Source organism: Streptomyces sp. NPDC041970 (assembly GCF_055588985.1).
The window spans coordinates 1-14,710 of record NZ_JBVJCD010000028.1; the positions used below are offsets into that span (position 1 = coordinate 1).

Annotated in this window: 14 protein-coding genes; 1 reads left to right on the forward strand and 13 read right to left on the reverse strand. The window is 72.5% G+C overall.

Annotation, left to right across the window (positions count from 1 at the left end):
- Positions 1-164: 164 nt before the first annotated feature.
- The 11 genes from yajC to pgsA form a co-directional block, all read right to left on the reverse strand.
- Positions 165-671 (reverse strand): preprotein translocase subunit YajC, encoded by a 507-nt coding sequence (gene yajC / locus ACZ6EJ_RS15695; protein WP_469267611.1) that lies wholly within the window; start codon positions 669-671, stop codon positions 165-167.
- 168 nt (positions 672-839) lie between these two features.
- On the reverse strand, positions 840-1,925 hold the full coding sequence (gene ruvB, locus ACZ6EJ_RS15700) for a Holliday junction branch migration DNA helicase RuvB (RefSeq protein WP_469267612.1): 1,086 nt from the start codon (positions 1,923-1,925) through the stop codon (positions 840-842).
- Positions 1,926-1,954: 29 nt separating this feature from the next.
- Positions 1,955-2,578, reverse strand: a complete 624-nt coding sequence (gene ruvA / locus ACZ6EJ_RS15705; RefSeq protein ID WP_469267613.1) for a Holliday junction branch migration protein RuvA — start codon at positions 2,576-2,578, stop codon at positions 1,955-1,957.
- Positions 2,575-3,144, reverse strand: a complete 570-nt coding sequence (ruvC, locus tag ACZ6EJ_RS15710; protein ID WP_469267707.1) for a crossover junction endodeoxyribonuclease RuvC — start codon at positions 3,142-3,144, stop codon at positions 2,575-2,577. The genes ruvA and ruvC overlap by 4 nt, the downstream gene beginning before the upstream one ends.
- Positions 3,145-3,289: 145 nt before the next feature.
- Entirely contained in the window at positions 3,290-4,042 is a 753-nt protein-coding gene (locus tag ACZ6EJ_RS15715) for a YebC/PmpR family DNA-binding transcriptional regulator (RefSeq protein WP_030085918.1), read from the reverse strand.
- A gap of 60 nt (positions 4,043-4,102) precedes the next feature.
- Positions 4,103-4,735, reverse strand: a complete 633-nt coding sequence (gene pdxT, locus ACZ6EJ_RS15720) for a pyridoxal 5'-phosphate synthase glutaminase subunit PdxT (RefSeq protein ID WP_469267614.1) — start codon at positions 4,733-4,735, stop codon at positions 4,103-4,105.
- Between the two features lie 7 nt (positions 4,736-4,742).
- Positions 4,743-5,663 (reverse strand): pyridoxal 5'-phosphate synthase lyase subunit PdxS, encoded by a 921-nt coding sequence (pdxS, locus tag ACZ6EJ_RS15725; RefSeq protein ID WP_469267615.1) that lies wholly within the window; start codon positions 5,661-5,663, stop codon positions 4,743-4,745.
- A gap of 152 nt (positions 5,664-5,815) precedes the next feature.
- Entirely contained in the window at positions 5,816-6,361 is a 546-nt protein-coding gene (locus ACZ6EJ_RS15730; RefSeq protein WP_469267616.1) for a hypothetical protein, read from the reverse strand.
- Positions 6,362-6,519: 158 nt separating this feature from the next.
- On the reverse strand, positions 6,520-7,680 hold the full coding sequence (locus ACZ6EJ_RS15735; protein ID WP_469267617.1) for a glycosyltransferase family 4 protein: 1,161 nt from the start codon (positions 7,678-7,680) through the stop codon (positions 6,520-6,522).
- A complete protein-coding gene (locus tag ACZ6EJ_RS15740; protein WP_469267618.1) occupies positions 7,677-8,594 on the reverse strand; it encodes a phosphatidylinositol mannoside acyltransferase in 918 nt (305 codons plus the stop codon). The genes ACZ6EJ_RS15735 and ACZ6EJ_RS15740 overlap by 4 nt, the downstream gene beginning before the upstream one ends.
- Positions 8,591-9,277, reverse strand: a complete 687-nt coding sequence (gene pgsA / locus ACZ6EJ_RS15745; protein ID WP_469267619.1) for a phosphatidylinositol phosphate synthase — start codon at positions 9,275-9,277, stop codon at positions 8,591-8,593. Before pgsA ends, ACZ6EJ_RS15740 begins: the two co-directional genes overlap by 4 nt.
- Positions 9,278-9,724: 447 nt before the next feature.
- On the opposite strand from pgsA, the gene ACZ6EJ_RS15750 reads away from it, so the two are divergent.
- Positions 9,725-11,395, forward strand: a complete 1,671-nt coding sequence (locus tag ACZ6EJ_RS15750) for a hypothetical protein (protein ID WP_469267620.1) — start codon at positions 9,725-9,727, stop codon at positions 11,393-11,395.
- 75 nt (positions 11,396-11,470) lie between these two features.
- Here ACZ6EJ_RS15750 and ACZ6EJ_RS15755 read toward each other — a convergent pair whose 3' ends face one another.
- A complete protein-coding gene (locus ACZ6EJ_RS15755) occupies positions 11,471-12,046 on the reverse strand; it encodes an HIT family protein (protein ID WP_469267621.1) in 576 nt (191 codons plus the stop codon).
- 114 nt (positions 12,047-12,160) lie between these two features.
- Positions 12,161-14,137 (reverse strand): threonine--tRNA ligase, encoded by a 1,977-nt coding sequence (gene thrS / locus ACZ6EJ_RS15760; protein ID WP_469267622.1) that lies wholly within the window; start codon positions 14,135-14,137, stop codon positions 12,161-12,163.
- Between the last annotated feature and the right edge of the window lie 573 nt (positions 14,138-14,710).

Here is a 14,710-nt window from a genome sequence, read left to right on the forward strand (position 1 = left end):
GGGGAGAAAGAAGAGACCACCCTCTTCGCGGGGGAAACCCAGGAACCGCCACGCGGGATGTACTACGCTCCCCCGGGCCCCCCCCCCCCCCCCCGCCCACCCCCCCCCCCCCGGGCCCCCCCCCCCCCCCCCCCCCCCCCCCCACGTCCCCGGAATCGTGTGAACTACTTGGCGCCGGCCTCGCCGTCGGACTTGCCGTCGTTCTTGGCCTCGCTCCTGGCGTCCTCGGCGTCGGCGGCCGAGTCGTCCTTGCCCAGGTCGACGGCGTCGGCGGCCGAGTCGTCCTTGCCCAGGTCGATCTTGGCGATCTCCGCGTCCGCGCCGGGCTCACCGGTCAGGGAGGAGGCGTCGTCGGGGACGACGGCCCCGTCCGCACCCGACTCCTCGTCCTCGCCGTGCACGATGCGGTTGTACTCCGCGTCGTCCAGGACGGCCTGGATCGCGTTCTTGGCGTAGACGGCGTGCACGCCGGGGGCGATCTCGAGCAGGACGGTGTCGTCGTGGACTTCCTTGACGGTCGCGTACATGCCCCCGATCGTCCGGACGCCGGTGCCGGGCTGCATGTCGTCGCGCATCTGTGCAGCGGCCGCCTGCTTCTTCTTGGCGGAGCGGGTCATCAGGAACATGGCCCCGATGAGCACGATGAACGGGAGGAGAGTCAAGATATCCACGGGACGGGAATTCCTTCGCACGACCGCGCTGGAATGCGGCCTGTATATACGGGGGTGGGTACACCGACCGGTAAGGGCGGCATCGGCGGAGTCTAAGCGAGTCCGCATCGATGGAACAACGCCCAGCATGGCACCGTGGTTCCGGCCGACGCGAACCCGTGCCGCGATTCAGACCCCGAACAGGCCCTGCTGCCCCTTGGCGGCGTGCTGCGGCGGGACCAGGCCCAGGTGCGCCCACGCCGCCGGGGTGGCGACACGGCCGCGCGGCGTCCTGGCCAGCAGACCTTCCCGTACGAGGAAGGGCTCGGCGACCTCCTCCACGGTCTCCCGCTCCTCCCCCACGGCGACCGCCAGGGTGGACAGGCCGACCGGTCCGCCGCCGAACAGCTTCAGCAGGGCGCCGAGCACCGCGCGATCCAGCCGATCGAGACCTCGGGCGTCAACCTCGTACACCTTGAGGGCGGCCGCGGCGATCTGCCGGTCGATCGTGCCCTCCGCCTTGACCTGGGCGTAGTCGCGGACGCGTCGCAGCAGGCGGTTGGCGATCCGGGGGGTGCCCCGCGAGCGCCCGGCGATCTCGGCCGCGCCCGCCGCGTCGATGCCGACGTCGAGGAGGCGCGCGGAGCGGTGGAGGACGCGCTCCAGCTCGGCGGGGGCGTAGAACTCCATGTGCCCGGTGAACCCGAAGCGGTCGCGCAGCGGGGGCGGCAGCAGCCCGGCCCGCGTGGTGGCCCCCACCAGGGTGAACGGCGGCAGTTCGAGCGGGATCGCGGTGGCGCCGGGGCCCTTGCCGACGATGACGTCGACGCGGAAGTCCTCCATCGCCATGTAGAGCATCTCCTCGGCGGGCCGGGACATGCGGTGGATCTCGTCGAGGAAGAGGACCTCGCCCTCCTGGAGGGAGGAGAGGATCGCCGCGAGGTCGCCCGCGTGCTGGATGGCGGGCCCGGAGGTGATCCGGATCGGGGCGTTCATCTCGGCGGCGATGATCATCGAGAGGGTGGTCTTGCCGAGGCCGGGGGCGCCGGAGAGCAGGACGTGGTCGGCGGTGGCGCCGCGGGCGCGGGCGGCCTTGAGGACCAGGTCGAGCTGTTCGCGGACCTTCTCCTGGCCGACGAACTCGTCCAGGTCCTTGGGGCGCAGGGCCGCCTCGACCGCGGTGTCCTCGCCGTCCGCGCCGGCGTCGACCAGGCGGTCGTCGAAGGCCGGCCCGGTCGGTCCGCCGGCGTCGGGATCGGTCTCGTCCCAGTTCATGTGAGGCCTCTTCGGTGGTTCGGCGCCGGTCAGCGTGCGCGGTTGAGAGTCTGCAGGGCGGCCCGCAGGAGCTGGGCCACGGGGGGCGCGGCGCCTTCCGCGACGGCCGCCTCGGCCTGCGGGGCGACGGCGTCGACCGCCTGGTCGGCCTCGCGGCTCGCGTAGCCGAGGCCGATCAGGGCGGCCTGGAGCTGGTCGCGCCAGCCGGCGGCGGGGGCGGGGGCGCCCTGCCGGCCGATGTGTGTGCCGACGGGTGCGCCGAGCCGGTCCTTCAGCTCCAGCAGCAGCTTCTGGGCGCCCTTCTTGCCGATGCCGGAGACGGCGGTGAGGGCCTTCTCGTCGCCGGTGGAGACGGCCAGGCGCAGCGCGTCGGGGCTGTGGGTGGCGAGCATCGCCTGGGCGAGGCGGGGGCCCACGCCGCTGGCGGTCTGGAGCAGTTCGAAGACCTGCCGCTCGTCGTCGTCCGCGAAGCCGTACAGGGTGAGGGAGTCCTCCCGGACGACCAGCGAGGTGGCGAGCCGGGCCTCCCGGCCGACGCGCAGGCCGGCGAGGGTGGAGGGGGTGCACTGGACGGCCATGCCGATGCCGCCGACCTCGATGACGGCCGTGGTCGGGGCGAGGGCGGCCACCGGGCCGGAGACGAAGGCGATCATGCGGTGCGGCCTTTCAGCGTACGGGGGGTGCCGGGCGTGCGGACCGTGCCGGACGCGCGGTGGGCGGCGACGGCCTGCTGGAGCCGGTTCTGCGCGGGTGCGCGCCAGATGTGGCAGATCGCGAGGGCGAGCGCGTCGGCGGCGTCGGCGGGCTTGGGGGGCGCGTCCAGCCGCAGCAGCCGGGTCACCATCGCGCCGACCTGCGCCTTCTCCGCGCGGCCGGAGCCGGTGACGGCCGCCTTGACCTCGCTGGGGGTGTGCAGGGCCACGGGGATGCCGCGGCGGGCGGCGCAGAGCATGGCGACCGCGCTGGCCTGGGCGGTGCCCATCACGGTGCGGACGTTGTGCTGGGCGAAGACGCGCTCCACCGCGACGAAGCCCGGCGCGTGCTCGTCGAGCCACTGCTCGATGCCCCGCTCGACGGCGACGAGCCGGTCTCCGAGCGCGGCGTCCGGGGAGGTGCGCACGACGCCGACGCCGAGCATGGTCAGCGGCCGTCCCGCGACGCCCTCGACCACGCCGACGCCGCACCGGGTCAGTCCCGGATCAATGCCCAGCACCCGCATGGAGCCCCCTGGTCCTCGCCGCACCCGCTCGTTCATGTGTTCCCGCAGGCTATCGGCTCGCGCTGACATCGGGCCGCACCGACAACGGCGACGGGGCGACGGGGTGTCCCCGTCGGCCCGTCGCGCCCCCGTGCCGGTCGCGCCGTCAGGCGTCGACCTTCTCCATGACCTCGTCGGAGACGTCGAAGTTGGCGAAGACGTTCTGCACGTCGTCGCTGTCCTCCAGCGCGTCGATGAGCTTGAAGATCTTGCGGGCGCCCTCTTCGTCCAGCTCGACCTGCATGGTCGGGAGGAAGTTGGCCTCCGCGGAGTCGTAGTCGATGCCCGCCTCCTGGAGCGCGGTGCGCACCGCGACCATGTCGGTGGCCTCGCTGACCACCTCGAAGGTCTCTCCGAGGTCGTTGACCTCCTCGGCGCCCGCGTCGAGCACGGCGCCCAGGACGTCGTCCTCGGTCAGCTCGCCCTTGGGCACGATCACGACGCCCTTGCGGTTGAACAGGTACGAGACGGAGCCCGGATCGGCCATGGAGCCGCCGTTGCGGGTCATCGCGACGCGTACGTCCGAGGCGGCGCGGTTGCGGTTGTCGGTGAGGCACTCGATGAGCACCGCGACGCCGTTGGGGCCGTACCCCTCGTACATGATCGTCTCGTAGTCGGCGCCGCCCGCTTCGAGACCGCCGCCGCGCTTGACGGCGGACTCGATGTTCTTGTTCGGGACGGAGCTCTTCTTCGCCTTCTGGATGGCGTCGACGAGCGTCGGGTTGCCGTCGGGGTCCACGCCGCCGGAGCGCGCCGCGACCTCGATGTTCTTGATCAGCTTCGCGAAGAGCTTGCCGCGCTTGGCGTCAATCACGGCCTTCTTGTGCTTCGTCGTAGCCCATTTAGAGTGGCCGGACATCTGCCTTCTCCTTCGCGTCACCAAAATCGGGTGGAACCCGAGAGATCCTACCGGGGTCGGTCACGTGGCCGCGCGCACCATGTCCACGAACAGGGCGTGCACGCGATGGTCGCCGGTCAGTTCGGGGTGGAACGAGGTGGCGAGGGCGTTCTTCTGCCGCACCGCCACGATGTGCCCGCCGTGCTCGGCGACCACGTCGGCGCCGGCCCCGACCGACTCGACCCAGGGCGCGCGGATGAAGACGCCCTCCACCGGGCCGCCGTCGATCCCGTCGACCTCGACGGGGGCCTCGAACGACTCGTTCTGCCGGCCGAAGGCGTTGCGGCGCACGATCATGTCGATGCCGCCGACGGTCTCCTGACCCGACACGGGGTGTCCCCCGCTCGAACGGGGTCGAGGGCTCGGGGAGGGGTCGAGGATCTCGTCGGCCAGCAGGATCATCCCGGCGCAGGTGCCGTAGACCGGCATCCCGGCGCGGACCCGCTCGCGCAGCGGCTCCATCATGCCGAAGAGGACGGCCAGTTTGGACATGGTGGTGGACTCGCCGCCGGGGATGACCAGGCCGTCCACCTCGGCCAGTTCCTCGGGCCGCCGGACCGGCCTGGCCAGGGCGTCGGCCGAGGCCAGGGCGATCAGGTGCTCCCGTACGTCGCCCTGGAGGGCCAGGACGCCGATGACAGGGGTGTCGCTCATCGGTGGGCTACCAGCCGCGGTTGGCGTAGCGCTGGGACTCGGGCAGCGTGTCGCAGTCGATGCCGACCATGGCCTCGCCCAGGGCGCGGGAGGCGTCCGCGATGACCTTCGGGTCGTCGTAGAAGGTGGTGGCCTTCACGATCGCGGCCGCGCGCTTGGCCGGGTCGCCCGACTTGAAGATGCCGGAGCCGACGAAGACGCCCTCGGCGCCGAGCTGGCGCATCAGCGCGGCGTCGGCCGGGGTGGCGACGCCGCCCGCGGAGAAGAGGACGACGGGCAGCTTGCCCAGCTCCGCGACCTCCCTGACCAGCTCGTAGGGGGCGCGCAGCTCCTTGGCGGCGGCGTACAGCTCGTTGTTGTCGAAGCCGCGCAGGCGGGCGATCTCGTTCTTGATCTGGCGCAGGTGGCGGACGGCCTCGACGACGTTGCCGGTGCCGGCCTCGCCCTTCGAGCGGATCATGGCCGCGCCCTCGGCGATGCGGCGCAGGGCCTCGCCGAGGTTGGTGGCGCCGCAGACGAAGGGGGTGGTGAACGCGAACTTGTCGCTGTGGTTGACCTCGTCGGCCGGGGTGAGGACCTCGGACTCGTCGATGTAGTCGACGCCGAGCGACTGGAGGACCTGGGCCTCGACGAAGTGGCCGATGCGGGACTTGGCCATGACGGGGATGGAGACCGCGCCGATGATCCCCTCGATCATGTCGGGGTCGGACATCCGGGCCACGCCGCCGTCCTTGCGGATGTCGGCCGGGACCCGCTCCAGGGCCATGACGGCCACGGCGCCCGCGTCCTCGGCGATCTTCGCCTGCTCGGCGTCGACGACGTCCATGATCACGCCGCCCTTGAGCTGCTCGGCCATGCCGCGCTTGACGCGGGCGGTGCCGGTGGCGTGGGACTCGGCGGACTGCGGGGTGCTGGGAAGCGTGGACACGGGACCTCACTCGGTGAAAGACGCTGGATGCTGCACCGGTGAGCAAACGCTGCGGAAGCAGTCCACAGCAAGGGCCAATGGACACGGCGTGGATCGTTTTGCCGCCCCCGGCCCGCCTCCCGGCACCGCCGTCGAGACCCCGGTCGCCGCGCTCAGGCGCCGGGGCGGTCGGCGAGGGCCACCGGAGGCGCGTCGTCCATCTCGAAGGCGAGCGGGAACGGCGCGTGCCCGGCCAGCCGGAACAGGCGTACCGCGCGGTGGCGCCGCAGGGCGCGCGCGGCGCGCACGGAGTCGTTGTGGAAGCGCCGGGCCATGGGGACGCGGCGGACGGCGGCGGCCAGTTCCCCGGCCGTCTCCTCGCCGCCGGGGAACTCCTTCACCGCGTCGACCTGGGCCGGTTCGCCGAAGACGGCGCGCAGGGCGGCGCTCAGCTCGCTCTCGGCGACCTCGCGGTGCTCCTCCTCGGCCTGCCGGGCGGCGTGCGCGGCCTCGTACAGGACGATCGAGGCGGCCGGGTCCAGGACGCCGGAGGTGGCCAGCTCCTGGGTGACCGAGGCGCGCCGCAGCAGTTGGGCGTCGAGGGCGGCGCGGGCGGCGTCGATGCGGGAGTGCAGGCGGTCGAGCCGGCCCGCGGTCCAACTGAGGTACAAGCCGATCGCGAAGAGGGCGACGGCGATCCAGATGAGGGTTTCGATCACGGGCCCCCACGCTACCGTCGCCCGGACCCGGCCCGTGCCCGCCGCCGGTCCCGCGCCAGCCCGCACCGCGCCGTCGACCCGCCGCCGTCAGCCCCGCCCCAGGCCGAGCGGCGCCGTCAGCGCCGCCCCAGCCGCACCGCGCCGTCGACCCGCCGCCGTCAGTCCCGCGCCAGCCCGAACCGCGCCCGCAGCCCCGAGCGCTCGTCCGCGGCGACCGACGCGGCGCCGTCCGTCACCGTCTCGTACACCGCGAGGATGTCGGCCCCCACGGTGGACCAGTCGAAGCGCCGTACGTGGGCCTCGCCCCGTTCGCGCAGCCCCGCCCGGCGCTCCGGGTCGCCCAGCAGCCGGACGGCGGCGGCGGCCAGCGCGTCGGCGTCCTCGTTGGCGAACAGGTCGCCCGCCGCGCCCTGGTCCAGCACCTGGGCGAAGGCGTCCAGGTCGCTGGCGAGCACCGGCGCTCCGGCCGACAGCGCCTCGACGAGGATGATGCCGAAGCTCTCGCCGCCGGTGTTGGGAGCCACGTACACGTCCACGCTGCGCAGCAGGCGGGCCTTGTCCTCGTCGCTGACCATGCCGAGGAACTCGACGCGCTCGCGCAGCTCCTTCGGCAGCGTGGCCACCGCCTCCTCCTCGTCGCCGCGCCCCGCGACCAGCAGCCGGGCCTCCGGGTGGGCGGCGAGGACGGCGGGCAGCGCCTTCATCAGGACGGGCAGCCCCTTGCGGGGTTCGTCGATGCGGCCGATGAAGCCCAGCGTCTGCCCCTGCCACTCCGGCTTCGGCTCGGCCCGCGCGAAGAAGCCGACGTCCACGCCGTTCGGGATGACCACGGCGTCGCCGCCGAGGTGTTCCACCAGCGTGCGCCGGGCGTACTCGCTGACGGCGATCCGCGCGCTGATCTTCTCCAGTGCGGGCTGGAGGATCGGATACGCGGCGATCATCGCCCGCGAACGCGGGTTCGAGGTGTGGAAGGTGGCCACGATCGGGCCCTGCGCCGCCCAGCAGGCCAGCAGGCCCAGCGAGGGGGAGGTCGGCTCGTGGATGTGGATGACGTCGAACGTGCCGTCGTGCAGCCAGCGCCGTACGCGGGCCGCCGACAGGAAGCCGAAGTTCAGCCGGGCGACCGAGCCGTTGTACGGGACGGGGACGGCGCGGCCGGCCGAGACCACGTACGGCGGCAGCGGCGTCTCCTCGTCGGCGGGGGCCAGGACGGAGACCTCGTGGCCGAGCCGGATCAGGTGCTCGGCCAGGTCCCGGATGTGGAACTGCACGCCGCCCGGCACGTCCCAGGAGTACGGGCAGACGATGCCGATCTTCACGCGGTCTCCCTGCGGGGGTCCAGGTCGTCCAGCCAGAGCCGCTGGAGCATGTGCCAGTCCTCCGGGTGCTCGGCGATGCCGGCGGCGAAGACGTCGGCCAGCGCCTGGGTCATGGCGGTCGCCTTCTCGACGCGGGTGCCCTCCGACGGCACCTCGATCGCGGGGTGGACGCGCGCCTTCATCACCGGCGTGCCGTCGTACCAGAGCGTCGCCGGCAGCAGCAGCGCGCCGGTCTGCTGCGCGAGCAGGGCCGGGCCCGCGGGCATCCGGGCCGGGGCCCCGAAGAACGACACCTCGACCCCGGACGCGGACAGGTCCCGGTCGGCGACCAGGCAGACCAGGCCGCCCGATCGCAGCCGCCGGGCCAGCGTGCCGAAGGCCGAACCGCCGCTGTGCGGCAGGACCTCCATGCCCAGGCCCTCGCGGTAGGCGACGAACCGGTCGTAGAGCGTCTCCGGCTTCAGCCGTTCGGCGACGGTGGTGAAGGGGACCTTCAGGCCGGTGGTGACCCAGGCCCCGGCGAGGTCCCAGTTGGCCAGGTGCGGCAGGGCCAGGATGACGCCGCGACCGGTGTCCAGGCTCTCGGTCACCAGATGGATGTCGGCGACGTCGACGCCGTCCTCGATCCGCTGCGGACTCCAGGTCGGCAGCCGGAACGACTCCATCCAGTAGCGCATGTACGAGCGCATCCCGGCGCGGGACAGCTCGGCCAGCCGCTCCGGGCCGGCGTCGGGGACGACCCGCGCCAGGTTCGACTCCAGCCGCCGTACGCTCCTGCCGCGCCGCTTCCACGCCTGGTCGGCGATGGTGCGGAAGAGGGCCGCCGCGGCCGGCTCGGGCAGCGTCTTGACGGCGCTCCAGCCCAGTCCGTAGAGCCCGTCGGCGAGTCGGCCCCTCAGTCCCGCGCCGCTCACCGGTCGGCCTCGCTCCCCCGCCCGGCCGGACCGGCGGGGGCGGCGGCCTCGGCGGCGTCCGCCTCGGCGGACTCACGGCGTACGGTCACCACGCGCTGGATCAGCGTCACGAGGCTGCCCGCCGCGACGATCCACAGGGCGATCGGCAGCAGGACGTCGACGCCGGGGACGCCGAACGCGTGCAGTCCGGCGAGTCCGGCGGCGACCAGCGAGATCACCAGGCGCTCGGCCCGCTCGACCAGGCCGTTGACGGCGACCGGCAGGCCGATCGACTCGCCGCGCGCCTTGGTGTACGAGACCACCTGGCCGCTGGCCAGGCAGAAGATCGAGACGGCGCACAGGACGTCGTCGTCACCGCCGCCCGCGTACCAGAGGGCGAAGCCGCCGAAGATCGCTCCGTCGGCGACCCGGTCCAGGGTCGAGTCGAGGAACGCGCCCCACCGGCTGGAGACCCCGGCCTGCCGCGCCATGTTGCCGTCGACGAGGTCGGAGAAGACGAAGAGCGTGATGACGATCGTGCCCCAGAAGAACTCCCCCATGGGGAAAAAGACCAGCGCACCTGCCATCACTCCGGCCGTGCCGACGAGAGTGACCGCGTCGGGACTGACCCCGAGGCGGAGCAGCAGAGCGGCGAACGGTGTGAGGACACGCGTGAAGAATGCACGCGCGTACTTGTTCAGCATGGCCTTCCCGAGGGTTCGGTTGGCCGAGCGGCCCCTTCGGCCACCGGCTGGCCCATCGTAGTCACCCGGCGGCGCGCTCCACCGGACGGGCGCGCGACGCCGCCGCGCGGTCGCCGCTGCCCGCCCCGCGCCGCCGGCCGGGCGGCTCGCGCGAGGGCGGACGCGCGCCCGCACGCACGCACGCGAGGCGCGGTGTCCGCGCCGGGAGGAATCGACCCCGTGCGCGCCCCACGCACGCGGGCCCGGCAGGGGCGGGTGCGGGGCGGGCGGGAGGGATCACCCGGCGCGTGACCGGCGCACTGTCGCACACCCGCGCCCGTCCGCGCCGGTGACGGGCGGTGGCGCGGCCCGGACGATACGCTGTGGTCGCAGCTCAGAAGGTATGCCGCGTACGGTAGTTGGGCACACCGCAGGAGCAGACCATGCGGCGAGTGGGGGTGACAGGCAGTGGCCAACGACGGATTCGACTTCTCACCCGGGGCCCAGATCCCGGTCCAGGGCGGCGGGGGCCAGACCGTGGCGACCAACGCCCTGGCCTCGGCGGCGTATCGGGACAGCCCGGTGGAGAAGATCCTGGACGCCAACAGCGAGTGGCACAGGTCCCAGGTGAAACAGGGCTCGTCCAAGCTGTTCAAGTCCGACTACTTCCGGCCCAACCTCGGCGAGGCGTTCGCCCGGGCGGTCCAGGAGCGGATGCTCGGCGGCGCCCGCAAGGCGCTCATCCAGTCCTTCGGCATGGACCCGCAGACGGTGGTCGAGCACTGCCTGTCCGCGAACAACCTGCGCAAGGCCCGTGACACCAAGCTCACACTGGTGACCGCGGTCTTCGGCATCCTCTTCCTGCCGGGGCTGCTGGCCTGGGTGATCGCCTTCCGCATCCGCGACGCGCTCAACAAGTCCAAGGACGTGGCCTTCCGGACCGTGGGCACCGTCCTGCTGGCGGCCTTCGGGATCGGCGCGCTGGTGCTGATGGTCACGCTCCCGCTGGTCGGGTTCGTCGGCCTGTACGTGCGCGGCGCGCTCATCGCCCCGCTGATCGGCTGGCTGGTCGCCAAGCGGATCGCGGAGGGCTCGGCCAAGGACCTGCGGGCCCGCTGGGAGGGGCTGCTGTCGGGCGCCGGGGTGATCGCGAAGATCCCCGAGGCCGTGCCGAAGAACCCCAACGAGACCGCGCGCGAGGCGCTGCGCCAGGGTCTGCAGAAGCTCTCGGCCGAGCAGGAGTCCAACGCGGTCTTCTACGCCGGCCCCAAGGGCATCCTCGGCATGGGGACGCGCTGGGGCAGTTGGCAGTTGGCCGAGGAGCTGGTCCCCAAGGACCCGGCGAAGGAGATCCACCAGTTCCGGAGCTGGGACCTGATCCGGATCATCCACGACCAGTTGAAGATGCTGGAGCGCGGCCCGCTCAACACCGGCGGCTTCCCCAAGCCGTCCGTGAAGCACTGGATCGTCTCCCCCATCGGGGAGAACGCCGACTCCGTCTCCCGCCCGGAGGGGGAGGACGTCGCCACCTTCCAGGTGAAGCCGCACGAGATACAGCGGATCTGCAACCACCAGCAGTTCGGCAGCGGTGACCGCCACTACCTCGGCGTCCAGTTCTCCCTGTGGGACGGGCAGTTGGTGATCACCATGATGATCACCGTCACGGTGCTCCACGAGACCCTGCGCATCGAGGTCACCGGCCACGCGCTGGGGCCGGTGCACGGCCTGTTCCTCTCCAAGCCCGAGGCCAAGAAGAAGACGGTGAACAAGACCGTCCGGTTCTGGGAGACCCGCGACGTCCAGTTGCCGCTGGTGGACGCCAAGGAGGTGGTGCGGCTCGCGCTGCGGGCCCCGCTCACCTGGTATCCGCCGCTGCTGGACTACCTGGGCGGCAAGCTGGTGCTCCCGGAGCCGTTCGGGCTGCGCCACGCCTGGGCGGCCAAGCCGTGGAACCACCGCTTCATGGCGGACGACGCGATGCGCGCCGCCACCCCGGTGCTGCGGGCCGTCCACACGGCGGCGCTGCGCGTGCTCGCGGAGCACGGCGTGGACACCGAGCGCTTCGACAACCGCTCGATGGTGCTCAGCGGCCTGGTCCAGGACCCGTCCCCGCGCAAGGCGGACGTGTACGAGGCGTAGGCGCGCGGACCGACGAGGAGGGGCCCCGCGCGGACCGCCGGGGGCCCCTTCCGCGTACGGGGAGCGGTCGGCGGCTCAGCGGGCCGGCGGCTCGTGCGTCGGCCAGGCCGCGGCCAGCATCGTCCGGGTGTCGCCCAGCAGTTGCGGCAGCACCTTGGTGTGGCCGACGACCGGCATGAAGTTGGTGTCCCCGCCCCAGCGCGGCACCAGGTGCTGGTGCAGGTGGGCGGCGATCCCCGCGCCCGCGACGGAGCCCTGGTTCATCCCGATGTTGAACCCGTGCGCCCCGGAGGCGGCCCGCAGCGCGGCCATCGCCCGCTTGGTGAAGTCCGCCAGCTCCGCCGTCTCCGGCCCGTCCAGCTCGGTGTAGTCGGCCACGTGCCGGTAGGGCACGACCATGAGGTGGCCGCCGGTGTACGGGTACAGGTTCAGCACCGCGTAGACGCGCTCGCCGCGTGCCACGACGAGTCCGTCCTCGTCGGACTTGGCCGGGATCGAACAGAACGGGCAGCCGTCCTCGGCCCCCGGACCGTTCGGCTTGTTCTCGCCCTGGATGTACGCCATCCGGTGGGGCGTCCACAGACGCTGGAATGCGTCGGGAGACCCCACCCCGATCTGCTGCTCCGGCTCACTCGTCATGCCGATCAGCATATTGCTTCACCCCGGTGGGGCGTGCGGTCGGGGCGCGCGCCCCCCCGGGGGGGGCGGGGCTCGCGGGACGCGGAAGGCCCCCGCGTCGCCGCGGGGGCCTCCTCTGCTGCCGGATCAGACCTGGACGCGGTCCTCGACGGCCTTCGCGATCTTGGCGATGGCCTCGTCGACCGGGATGCCGTTCTCCTGGGCGCCGTCGCGGTAGCGGAAGGAGACGGCCCCGTTGGCCATGTCCTCGTCACCGGCGATGATCATGAAGGGCACCTTGGCCTTCTGCTGGTTGCGGATCTTCTTCTGCATCCGGTCGGAGGAGGCGTCCACGTCCACCCGCAGCCCCTGCTTGCGCGCCCTCGCGGCGAACTCCTGGAGATAGGGGATGTGGGCGTCGCCGATCGGGATGCCGACCGCCTGCACCGGAGCCAGCCAGACCGGGAACGCGCCCGCGTAGTGCTCCAGGAGCACGGCGAAGAAGCGCTCGATCGAGCCGAACAGGGCGCGGTGGATCATGACCGGGCGCTGCTTGGAGCCGTCCGGGCCGGTGTACTCCAGGTCGAAGCGCTCGGGCAGGTTGAAGTCGAGCTGCACGGTCGACATCTGCCAGGTGCGGCCGATGGCGTCCTTGCACTGCACGGAGATCTTCGGGCCGTAGAACGCGGCGCCGCCGGGGTCCGGGACCAGCGGGAGGCCCTGCTTCTCGGCGACCTGGCGCAGCGTCTCGGTGGCCTCTTCCCAGGTCTCGTCCGAGCCGACGTACTTCTCCGGGTCCTTGGTGGACAGCTCCAGGTAGAAGTCGGTGAGCCCGTAGTCGCGGAGCAGGTTCAGCACGAAGGTGAGCGTGCGGTCCAGCTCCTCGGCCATCTGCTCCTTGGTGCAGTAGATGTGCGCGTCGTCCTGCGTGAAGCCGCGCGAGCGGGTCAGGCCGTGCACCACGCCCGACTTCTCGTACCGGTACACCGTGCCGAACTCGAAGAGGCGCAGCGGCAGTTCGCGGTACGAGCGGCCGCGCGCGTCGAAGATCAGGTTGTGCATGGGGCAGTTCATCGGCTTGAGGTAGTAGTCCACCCCGTCGTCGAGCTGCATGGGGGGGTACATGCCGTCGGCGTACCAGTCCAGGTGGCCGGACTTCTCGAAGAGCTTGCCCTTGGTGGCGTGCGGGCTGTAGACGAACTCGTAGCCCTCCTCCTCGTGGCGGCGGCGCGAGTAGTCCTCCATGGCCCGGCGGATGACGCCGCCCTTGGGGTGGAAGACGGCGAGGCCGGGGCCGATCTCGTCGGGGAAGGAGAAGAGGTCCAGCTCGCTGCCGAGCTTGCGGTGGTCGCGCTTGGCGGCCTCCTCCAGGAACTCCAGGTGCGCCTTCAGCTCCTCCTTGGTCGGCCAGGCGGTGCCGTAGATGCGCTGCAGCATCGGGTTCTTCTCGCTGCCGCGCCAGTAGGCGGCGGCGTTGCGCATCAGCTTGAACGCCGGGATGAACCGGGTGGTGGGCAGGTGCGGGCCGCGGCAGAGGTCCTTCCAGCACAGCTCGCCGGTCTTGGCGTCGAGGTTGTCGTAGATGGTCAGCTCGCCGCCGCCCACCTCGACGTCCGCGCCGTCGTCCGAGGAGGCGGAGCCCTTGATGCCGATGAGTTCCAGCTTGTACGGCTCGTCCGCCAGCTCCTCGCGGGCGGCCTCGTCGGAGACGACCCGGCGGGAGAACCTCTGGCCCCGCTTCTGGATCTCCTGCATCTTCTTCTCGATGGCCTTGAGATCCTCGGGCGTGAACGGCTTCTCGACGTCGAAGTCGTAGTAGAAGCCGTCCTTGACCGGCGGGCCGATGCCCAGCTTGGCCTCGGGGAACAGCTCCTGCACGGCCTGCGCCATGACGTGCGCGGTGGAGTGGCGCAGGATGTTCAGGCCGTCCTCGGAGGAGATCTCCACCGGCTCGACGCTCTCGCCGTCCCGCAGCTCGTAGGAGAGGTCCTTCAGCTCGCCGCCGATGCGCGCGGCGACGACGGTGCGCTGACCGGGGAAGAGCTCGCCGGCGGTCGTGCCCGTCGTCACCACGTGCTCTTCCCGCTCGGAATCGCGTTGGATGATCACACGGACGTCTGACACCGGTCTCTCCTGACTGAGGGGGCGCTCGCCTTCGTATGGCTGAGCCGTACGAATCGTACCGAGCCGTGCGCCCCCGATGCGAACGCCTTCCGGGCAGGACCCCGGCTCCTCGCCCGCGCACGCCTCCCCGATGGAGCCCGTGTCCTCCCGGAGCGCCCGCGCCGGCCGGTGGCGCCCGGCCTCCTCCGCCCGTACGGGCACGGGCCGCACCGTGCGGGTCAGGCGCGGTGCGGCCGGACCGCGGCGCCGGTGATCGGCACCCCTGCGGCGGGTCCCCGCGGAGGCGGGGCGGGTCGCCGGGCGGGGAGGGCGCCGGTGTCGCGGGGCGGGCCGGGCAGCCGTCGGGGACGCCCGCGGCGGGCGCCCCTCCCGACCCTGCGGAGCCCCGCTCCGGTCCGGGTTGCGCGAGCGCCGCGGCGCCGTACGCCTTCCGGGCGCACCGACCGGGCGGCAGGAGGCCCCTCGCGCCGGACGGCCGGTACCGGGCCGGGCGGCGGGCCGGCGACTCCCGTACGCCCCAGTCGGGTGGTCACCGCACCAGACCGCCCGCAAACGGCGTATCCGGCAAACGGG

Coding starts and splice junctions, on each gene's coding strand:
- ruvB (WP_469267612.1), bottom strand. CDS start 1,925: ATGAACTGGGACGAGACCGATCCCGACGCCGGCGGACCGACCGGGCCG.
- ruvA (WP_469267613.1), bottom strand. CDS start 2,578: ATGATCGCCTTCGTCTCCGGCCCGGTGGCCGCCCTCGCCCCGACCACG.
- ruvC (WP_469267707.1), bottom strand. CDS start 3,144: ATGCGGGTGCTGGGCATTGATCCGGGACTGACCCGGTGCGGCGTCGGC.
- ACZ6EJ_RS15715 (WP_030085918.1), bottom strand. CDS start 4,042: ATGTCCGGCCACTCTAAATGGGCTACGACGAAGCACAAGAAGGCCGTG.
- pdxT (WP_469267614.1), bottom strand. CDS start 4,735: ATGAGCGACACCCCTGTCATCGGCGTCCTGGCCCTCCAGGGCGACGTA.
- pgsA (WP_469267619.1), bottom strand. CDS start 9,277: ATGCTGAACAAGTACGCGCGTGCATTCTTCACGCGTGTCCTCACACCG.
- ACZ6EJ_RS15755 (WP_469267621.1), bottom strand. CDS start 12,046: ATGCTGATCGGCATGACGAGTGAGCCGGAGCAGCAGATCGGGGTGGGG.